We start from the raw sequence: 8988 nt of genomic DNA, 5'->3' as shown, positions 1-8988 counted from the left end.
GGGGGGGGGGCCGGGGGGGGGGGGGCGGGGGGGGGGCCGGCGTTGGGGGGGGGGCCGGGGGAGCCCGGCTGCGCGGGGGGGGGGGGGGGGGGGGGGGGGGGGGGCCGGGGGGGGGGGGCCGGCCTGGCCGGCCAGGGCGAGGCCCGCGGCGGCGCCGGCCGCGCCGGCCGCGACGCCGAGGGCCCGGCGGCGGGTGATGCTGGACATGAAACCCCCAAGTGGTCGGTGCGACCGGGGGGTCGGTCATGTCCCCCCGGCGGCTCCCATCAGTACCCGGGGGTGTCGGCGTGCCGGAAATTCCCGGCGGCGGGTTGGCCGCGAAGTGGACAAGGTGCCGCGGAAAGTACGGATCCGAACGAAGTTGATCTTGCTGTCTCGGCGCGCGGGAGCACCCCGGAGCGAAGATCCTGCGGAGAAGGTGATCTTTCCGTGAAGGATCTCCGGTCGCGGGGTGCGCGGAGTGGCGGAGCCCACGCCGCAGGACTGTCCGGAATCCGGTCAGCCGCGGGGGGCCTTCCGCCGGGCCCGCAGCCACTCCCGGTTCATCGCCGTGATCGACGGGAGCGGGATGCCCTTCGGGCAGGCGGTCGCGCACTCGCCGGTCAGGGTGCAGCCGCCGAAGCCCTCCGCGTCCATCTGCGCCACCATGTCCAGGACCCGGGTCTCGCGCTCCGGGGAGCCCTGGGGCAGGACGTTCAGGTGGTTGACCTTGGCGGAGGTGAAGAGCATCGCCGAGCCGTTCGGGCAGGCCGCCACGCACGCCCCGCAGCCGATGCACTCGGCGTGCTCGAAGGCCGAGTCCGCGTCGGCCTTCGGGACGGGCGTCGCGTGGGCCTCGGGGGCCGCGCCCGTGGGCGCGGTGACGTAGCCGCCCGCCTGGATGACCCGGTCGAAGGCGGAGCGGTCGACCACCAGGTCCTTGACCACCGGGAACGCGGACGCGCGCCAGGGCTCCACGTCGATCGTGTCGCCGTCCCGGAAGGACCTCATGTGGAGCTGGCAGGTCGTGGTGCGCTCCGGCCCGTGCGCGTCCCCGTTGATGACGAGGCTGCACGCGCCGCAGATGCCCTCGCGGCAGTCGTGGTCGAAGGCCACGGGGTCCTCGCCCCGCAGGATGAGCTCCTCGTTGAGGGTGTCGAGCATCTCCAGGAACGACATGTCGGCGGAGATGCCGTCCACGTCGTAGGTGGACATGGCGCCGGGTGCGTCGGCGTTCTGCTGGCGCCAGACGCGCAGGGTGAGCCTCATGCGTAGCTCCGCTGGGTGGGGTGGACGTACTCGAAGGTGAGGTCCTCCTTGTGGAGGACGGGGGCGGCCCCGCCGAACTCCCAGGCCGCGGCGTACGCGAACTCCTCGTCGTGGCGGGCCGCTTCGCCGTCGGGGGTCTGGGACTCCTCCCGGAAGTGGCCGCCGCAGGACTCGGCCCGGTGGAGGGCGTCGAGGCACATGAGCTCGGCGAGCTCCAGGTAGTCGACGATCCGGTTGGCCTTCTCCAGCGACTGGTTGAACTCCTCGCCCGTGCCGGGGACCTTGACGCGGCTCCAGAACTCCTCGCGGATCTCCGGGATGCGGCGCAGCGCCTCGGTCAGGCCCTCCTCGGTGCGGGCCATGCCGCAGTACTCCCACATGAGTTCGCCGAGTTCGCGGTGGAAGGAGTCGGGGGTGCGGTCGCCGTCGACGGAGAGCAGGAGGTTCAGGCGGTCCTCGGTCTCGGCGAGCACCTCGCGGACCGCCGGGTGGTCGTCGGTGACGGGTTCGCCGGCCGGGTGGCGGGCCAGGTAGTCGTTGACGGTGGCCGGCAGGACGAAGTAACCGTCGGCGAGGCCCTGCATGAGGGCGGACGCGCCGAGCCGGTTGGCCCCGTGGTCGGAGAAGTTGGCCTCGCCGATGGCGAAGAGGCCGGGGACGGTGGTCTGGAGGTCGTAGTCGACCCAGAGCCCGCCCATCGTGTAGTGGACGGCGGGGTAGATCCGCATGGGGACCTCGTACGGGTTCTCCGCGGTGATCCGCGCGTACATGTCGAAGAGGTTGCCGTACTTCTCCTCGACCGCCCGCCGGCCCATGCGGCGGATCGCGTCGGCGAAGTCCAGGTAGACGCCCTGTCCGCCGGGGCCCACTCCCCTGCCCTCGTCGCAGACGTTCTTCGCGGCGCGGGAGGCGATGTCGCGGGGGACGAGGTTGCCGAAGGAGGGGTAGATGCGTTCCAGGTAGTAGTCGCGCTCGCCCTCGGGGATGTCGCCGGCGGGCCGGGTGTCGCCCTTCGCCTTCGGCACCCAGATGCGGCCGTCGTTGCGCAGCGACTCGCTCATCAGGGTCAGCTTGGACTGGTGGTCGCCGGTGCGCGGGATGCACGTGGGGTGGATCTGGGTGAAGCAGGGGTTGGCGAAGTAAGCGCCGCGCCGGTGGGCCCGCCAGACGGCGGTGGCGTTGGAGTTCATGGCGTTCGTCGACAGGTAGAAGACGTTGCCGTAGCCGCCGCTGGCCAGGACCACGGCGTCCGCGAAGTGGGTGGTGATCTCGCCCGTGACCAGGTCGCGGGCGACGATGCCGCGGGCCCGTCCGTCGACGACGACCAGGTCGAGCATCTCGGTACGGGCGTGCATCTCGACGTTTCCGGCGGCGATCTGCCGGGAGAGCGCCTGGTAGGCGCCGAGGAGGAGCTGCTGGCCGGTCTGGCCGCGGGCGTAGAAGGTGCGGGAGACCTGGACGCCGCCGAAGGAGCGGGTGTCGAGGAGGCCGCCGTACTCGCGCGCGAAGGGGACTCCCTGGGCGACGCACTGGTCGATGATCTCGACGGAGATCTGGGCGAGGCGGTGGACGTTGGACTCGCGGGCCCGGAAGTCGCCGCCCTTGACGGTGTCGTAGAAGAGGCGGTGGATCGAGTCGCCGTCGTTGCGGTAGTTCTTGGCGGCGTTGATGCCGCCCTGGGCGGCGATGGAGTGGGCGCGGCGCGGGGAGTCCTGGAAGCAGAACTGGACGACCTGGTAGCCCTGTTCGGCGAGGGTGGCGCCGGCGGAGCCGCCGGCGAGACCGGTGCCGACGACGATGATCCGGTGCTTGCGCCGGTTGGCGGGGTTGACCAGCTTCGCCTCGAAGCGGCGGGTGTCCCAGCGCTCGGCGACGGGCCCGGCGGGAGCCTTGGTGTCGGTGATCGGCTCACCGGTGGTGTAGTCGAGGTAGCTCATGTCAGCTCACCACTCCGGTCATGACGGCGACGGGGACGGAGACGAAGCCCGCGGTCAGGACGAGCGCGAGGATGTTGGTGAGCGCCTTGAGGAGGCGCTCGCGGCGGGCGCTGCCGACGCCCAGGGTCTGGGCGGCGCTCCAGAAGCCGTGGCGGACGTGGAGGCCGAGGGCGAGCATGGCGACGATGTAGACGACGTTGCCGTACCAGGTGGAGAAGGTGTCGACGACGTTCTGGTAGGGCCTGCCCTCCTCGAAGCCGCCGGGGTGGAGGGTGCCGGTGGTGAGGTCGAGGATGTGCCAGACGATGAAGAGGGCGAGGATGACGCCGCCCCAGCGCATGGTGCGGGTGGCGTACGAGGCGCGCCTGCGGCGGTGGACGTACGCGGTGGGGCGGGCCTTCAGGTCGCGGCGGCTGAGCTGGTACGCGGAGACGGCGTGGGCGACGACGGCGGCGAGGAGCACGATCCGGACCAGCCAGAGCGCCCACTCGTGGTGCAGGACGGGGGCGCCGATGACGCGCAGCCAGTGGGCGTAGCCGTTGAACTCCTCGGGGCCGAAGAAGACCTTGAGGTTGCCGGCGACGTGGGCGACGAGGTAGCCGAGCATGACGAGCCCGCTGACGGCCATGACCGTCTTCTTGCCGAGGGTCGACGACCAGAATCCGCGGGAGGGTGTGGGGGACGGCGGGCGGGCGGCCGTCCGGTCCCTCGTGGGTGCCAGAGCCATGTTCCCGACGCTAGGGCCGAAGGGCCCGAGAGGTCCAAGACATGGTCCGGCTGATCTCGATAGGCCCAACCTATTCATGTCCTCTACGCTGGGACCATGCAGTTCCAGCAGCTCCACTACTTCGTGGCCGTGGCCGAGACCCGGCACTTCACCCGGGCCGCCGAGCGCGTGCACGTCTCGCAGCCTTCGCTCTCCCAGCAGATCAAGGCCCTGGAGCAGGAGCTGGGCGCGGAGCTGTTCAGCCGCGCCCGGGGGAACATCGCGCTCACCGACGCCGGCGAGGCCCTGCTGCCGCTCGCGCGCCGGATCCTCGCGGACACGGAGACGGCCCGCCTGGAGGTGCAGGAGCTCGCGCAGCTCAAGCGGGGGCGGGTGCGGCTCGGTGCGACGCCGAGCCTGTGCACGGGGTTCCTTCCGGACGTGCTGCGGGCCTTCCACGACCTCCACCCGGGGATCGAGCTCCTGATCGAGGAGAGCGGCTCGCACGATCTCGTACGGGAGCTGGCGCGCGGGGCGCTCGACCTGGCCCTGGTCGTCCTCCCGCTGCCCTCCCCCTCGCCCGCCCTGACGACGGTCGAGCTGCTCAGGGAGGACCTGGTGGTGGTCTCCGCGGCCTCGGAACCCGCCCCGCGCCGGCCCGTGCGGATCAAGGACCTGCGGGACCAGCCGCTCGTGATGTTCCGGCACGGCTACGACCTGCGGGAACTCACGGTGGCCGCGTGCCGTGCGGAGGGTTTCGAACCCACGTTCACCGTGGAGGGCGGGGAGCTGGACGCGGTGCTCGGCTTCGTACGGGCGGGGCTCGGGCTCGCGGTCGTGCCGGCGATGGTCGCGGGGCGCGCGGGGCGGGACCTGCGGGTGACGGCCCTCGCGCGGCCGGGCCTGCGGCGGACGATCGCCCTGGCGCACCGGAGCGACGTGGCGCCGCCGCGGGCGGCGCGGGAACTCCAGCGCCTCCTGCTCCGCCGCCGCACCCCCTGACACACCGCCACCCACGACCGCGCCGTTGCTTGCGTGCCCGCGCCGCACCGTTGCGGGCCCACGCCCCGCCGTTGTGGGCAATCGTTCCGCTGGGGCGGAACGGGTGGGCACAACGGACGGCGCCCCGTGCCGGGCCTAGGCTCCCGAGCCCTGACCCGCACCACCTGGTGCGGCGTGCACGTGGTGCAGGTCCAGGCGCGGAACGCGGAGGCGCCGCGAGAAGGCGCCGTCCCGTGTGCCCACCCGTCCCGCCCAGCGGGACGATTGCCCACACGGGCGTGGGCGAAGGCCCACACGGGCAGCGGGGCACCGCCCCGCCGGGCGCGGGCCCACACGGCAGCGGGCGGGGCAGACGGTGGGCTAGACCGCGTCTGCCAGGAGCAGGGAGTGGATCCGGTCCGGGGCCCCCGGGCGGGCGTAGTACCAGCCCTGGGCCGTGTCGCAGCCCAGGTCACGGAGCTGACGCGCCTGGGCGCCCGTCTCGACGCCCTCGACCGTGACCGCCAGTTCCAGGCTGTGCGCCAGGGAGACGATCCCCTCGACGATCTTGAGGTCCACGGGGTCCACCGGGTGCTGCTGCATGCCCCGGGTGAAGGACCGGTCGAGCTTCAGGACGCTCACCGGCAGCCGCCGCAGGTTCGCCAGGTTCGAGTAGCCGGTGCCGAAGTCGTCGAGGGCGATGTCCACGCCCATCTCGGCGAGCTGCCGCAGCGGCTTCAGCAGGTCCTCGTCGGCGCCGATCAGGGCCGACTCGGTGACCTCCAGGCAGAGGGCTCCGGGTTCGAGCCCGGAGCGTTCCAGGACGTCGACGGTGTCGGCGACCAGGCGCGGGTGGTGGAGCTGCGTCGGGGAGAGGTTGACGTTGATCCGCAGCGGGCCTCCGTCGGAGTGCCGGGTCTGCCAGAAGCGGGCCTGCCGCACGGCCTCCTGGAGCACCCAGCGGCCGAGCGGCACGATGAGTCCGGTGTCCTCGGCGAGCGGGATGAAGCGGTCCGGGCCGAGCACCCCGTGCTGCGGGTGGCACCAGCGGACGAGGGCCTCCGCGCCGTGCACGCTGCCGTCGCCGAGGTGGACGAGCGGCTGGTACTCGATGAAGAACTCGCCGCGCTCCAGGGCCGTCGGCAGCGCGGTGGTGAGCCCGTGGCGGGTGATGGCGCGGGCGTCGGCCTCGGGGTCGGCGAGTTCGAAGCGGTTGCCGCCCGCCGACTTGGCCCGGTACATGGTGATGTCCGCGCTGCGGAGCACCTCGGCGGGGGTCCGTTCCCCGGCCGGGCCCTCGACCACGCCGAGGCTGCCGCGCACGGTGAGTTCGCGGCCGTCGATGCGGAGCGGGGTGGCGAGGGCGGCGAGGATGCGGTCGGCGAGTTCGGTGACGTCCTGTTCGCCGCCCGGGGCGGTGGTGAGGGCGACGAACTCGTCGCCGCCGAGCCGGGCCACCATCTCGCCGCCGCCGGTGACGCAGCTCTGCAGCCGGTCGGCGACCTCGACGAGCAGCCGGTCGCCGGTGGAGTGGCCGAGGCTGTCGTTGATGACCTTGAAGCCGTCGAGGTCGAGGTAGCAGAGGCCGAAGCGGGCGTTGTCGCCGGGGGCGAGCGCCTTCTCCAGGCGTTCGAAGAACAGGGTCCGGTTGGGCAGTCCGGTGAGCGCGTCGTGGGTGGCCTCGTACCGCAGGCGCAGATGGAGCAGGCGCCGTTCGGTGGTGTCCTCCAGGAGGGCCAGCTGGTACTGGGGGCGGCCTTCGGCGTCGCGGAGGAGCGAGACCGTGAGGTTGGTCCACAGAACCGTTCCGTCACCGCGGTAGTACGGCTTCTCGACGCGGTAGTGTTCGCGCTCGCCGCGGACCAGCTCCTCGTACAGCTTCCAGACGTGCGGGCCGTCCTCCGGGTGCACCCACTCGCTGACCTTCCGGCTGCGCACCGGGCCCTCCATCCCGCCGAACATGCGGGTGAGGGTCTCGTTGACCTCCAGGACGTTGCCGTCGAGGTCGGCGATGCCGATCCCGACGGCCGCTCCGTCGAAGACGGCGCGGAAGCGGCTCTCGGTGGCGTGCAGGGCTATCTCGGCGGCGCTGCGCGCGGCGAGCGCGGAGCGGGCGATGGCCTCCTGCTCGGCGCGGGTCCGCTCGCGCAGCGCCTGCGCGTAGCCGGCGGCCATGGCGTGCTGGAGCCGGGCGCAGCGGGCGCGCAGCTCCTCGGCGGGGAGGTCCGACTCCGTGCCGCAGTAGAGCACCAGGTACGAGTCGACGACGCCGAGGCTGCGGCCGAGCGCGTCCGGGTCGGTGCAGTGGGCGGCGATCAGGGCCGCCCCGGTGCGCTGCGCGGGTGCCGTGTCGAAGGGGCGGGCGTGCAGGGCGTCGTACAGGGTGCGGGCCAGCGGCAGCAGGTGCCCCTCGAACTCGGCGCGGGTCAGCGAGGTGGCCGTCACCGGGAAGATCGCGCGGCTCCAGATGGTGACGAACCGCCTGAGTCTGTCCTCCGGGCCGTCGGCTTCGGCGACGGCGCCGGTCGGCTGCGACGGGACCTTCACGCCTTGCGCCCCACCCCTGCGAACCCGGAGAAGGCGTACGGATCCTCCTCCTCGGCCGGACTCTCCGGCCGCCAGAGCGGCATCGGGACGAGCCCGGGCTCGATCAGTTCGGTGCCCTCGAAGAAGCGGGTGATCTCGTCGCCCGACCGCATCACCAGGGGGTTGCGGATGGTGCGGTAGACGCCGACGGTGCCGCCGGCCTGCTCCTCGGTGAGCGGGATGTTCTCGTACGAGGCGTGGGTGAGGACGACGAGGCTGCCGGGGGCGAGGGCGTCGATGAGCTCCGCGACGGCCTCGTACGGACGGTCCTGGTCCTCCAGGAAGTGCAGCACGGCGACGAGGAGCAGGGCCACCGGCCGTTCCAGGTCCAGGAGTCGGGTCACCTCGGGGCTGTACAGGATGTCGGCCGGCTTGCGCAGGTCGGCGGCGAGGACGGCCGCGCTGTCGTCGCCCTCCAGGACGGCGCGGCTGTGGGCCACGGCGACGGGGTCGTGGTCGACGTAGACGACCCGGGCGGCGGGGTCGGCGGCGCGGGCGACCTCGTGCACGTTCCCGAACGTGGGTATGCCGGAGCCGATGTCGAGGAACTGGGTGACGTCGTTGTCGACGGCATGACGGACGGCGCGTCGCATGAAGGCGCGGTTCGCCTGCATGACCTTGGGCAGGCCAGGCATGAACTCCATGGCCTTGCGCGCCGCTTCCCGGTCCACCTCGAAATTGTGCGAGCCGCCCAGATAGAAGTCGTACATACGGGACACGCTCGGCACCGAGATGTCGATACCGGGCGGAGCCCAGGCGGGACGCTCCATCAATGTCTCCAACAAGTCGCCACGGGGATGCGGCCATGTGTTCGCGGCCGGTGTTCGAGGTGAGGCTACTGATCGCCCGCCGGGAGAGCGAGTAGAAACGGAAATTCGCGGTCCGTTCTTGGTCACACGCCATTGGCACGTGCTCTTGGAACGCAGACTTCACGCCTTCAGGCTGTGCAAATTCACGTGCATATGAGCGTGCGTCGACTCCGGGAACGGGGCGGGTCGCGCCCGGCGGAGGGCCAGGCCCCGTCCGTACCTCGGCTGTTGCCGCTCCCGGGGCCGGTCGCCGGTGCAGGATGCCCTGTCGGCCGGTCCCTCCGACAGGGCGACAACCGGACAGTTCTTGCCCGAGAGGCCTGAACAGGCCCCATCGGCCACCTGTCGCGATTCACCACGCCCGGCAATACCGGGCATTGTGGCGAATCGCGCTCCGACATCCGGCGAAACGTCAAGTCCACACATCCGGAGATCCCCTCCATCTGGCGAATCCCGCCGGATTCCGCCCCGGCGCGCCGTCGTTGTGATCAAGCTCGAGGGCGTGTCTCTGTACGGATCACTCCTCGCGCGGCCGCTGGCGGCCCTCGGTCTCGTGTGGCTGCTCGCCGCACCGGTGCCCGCCGCCGCCGACGCCTGCGCCTACGCCTCGACCGACTCGGGCGGTTCGCAGCTCGTGGTGGGGGGGGGCGCGGGCGGCGGCCCCCACCGCCGCCGCGCGCCGCCCCCGCCGGGCGCGCGCGGGCGCGCCCGGCCCGGGGAG

6 protein-coding genes and 1 pseudogene are annotated in these 8988 nt (G+C 72.4%); 2 read left to right on the top strand and 5 right to left on the bottom strand.

All coding sequences use genetic code 11. The annotated features are described in order from the left end of the window. Positions 1-498: 498 nt before the first annotated feature. The 3 genes from ACFV2S_RS35535 to ACFV2S_RS35525 are packed head-to-tail and all read right to left on the bottom strand — an operon-like array spanning position 499 to position 3912. On the bottom strand, positions 499-1248 hold the full coding sequence (locus ACFV2S_RS35535) for a succinate dehydrogenase/fumarate reductase iron-sulfur subunit (RefSeq protein ID WP_385569471.1): 750 nt from the start codon (positions 1246-1248) through the stop codon (positions 499-501). Beyond that, positions 1245-3185 (bottom strand): fumarate reductase/succinate dehydrogenase flavoprotein subunit, encoded by a 1941-nt coding sequence (locus ACFV2S_RS35530; RefSeq protein WP_385569467.1) that lies wholly within the window; start codon positions 3183-3185, stop codon positions 1245-1247. The genes ACFV2S_RS35535 and ACFV2S_RS35530 overlap by 4 nt, the downstream gene beginning before the upstream one ends. 1 nt (position 3186) lies before the next feature. Next, on the bottom strand, positions 3187-3912 hold the full coding sequence (locus ACFV2S_RS35525) for a succinate dehydrogenase (protein WP_385569464.1): 726 nt from the start codon (positions 3910-3912) through the stop codon (positions 3187-3189). A 96-nt stretch (positions 3913-4008) separates the two neighbouring features. Between ACFV2S_RS35525 and ACFV2S_RS35520 the strand changes: the two genes are divergently transcribed. Next, complete coding sequence (locus tag ACFV2S_RS35520; protein WP_385569459.1) at positions 4009-4893, top strand: LysR family transcriptional regulator; 885 nt, start codon at positions 4009-4011, stop codon at positions 4891-4893. 360 nt (positions 4894-5253) lie between these two features. Here the strand turns inward: ACFV2S_RS35520 and ACFV2S_RS35515 are convergent, their stop codons facing one another. Both ACFV2S_RS35515 and ACFV2S_RS35510 read right to left on the bottom strand, forming a co-directional pair. Further along, entirely contained in the window at positions 5254-7419 is a 2166-nt protein-coding gene (locus ACFV2S_RS35515; protein ID WP_385569454.1) for a putative bifunctional diguanylate cyclase/phosphodiesterase, read from the bottom strand. Next, positions 7416-8228 (bottom strand): SAM-dependent methyltransferase, encoded by an 813-nt coding sequence (locus tag ACFV2S_RS35510; RefSeq protein WP_385569452.1) that lies wholly within the window; start codon positions 8226-8228, stop codon positions 7416-7418. The genes ACFV2S_RS35515 and ACFV2S_RS35510 overlap by 4 nt, the downstream gene beginning before the upstream one ends. 541 nt (positions 8229-8769) lie before the next feature. On the opposite strand from ACFV2S_RS35510, the pseudogene ACFV2S_RS35505 reads away from it, so the two are divergent. Next, positions 8770-8988: pseudogene (locus ACFV2S_RS35505) on the top strand (hypothetical protein); the annotation flags it as partial.

This window comes from Streptomyces sp. NPDC059695 (genome assembly GCF_042733785.1).
Classification (GTDB): domain Bacteria; phylum Actinomycetota; class Actinomycetes; order Streptomycetales; family Streptomycetaceae; genus Streptomyces.
The sequence above is the reverse complement of the archived record's forward strand: the minus strand, read 5'-3'. Positions and strand labels throughout refer to the sequence as shown.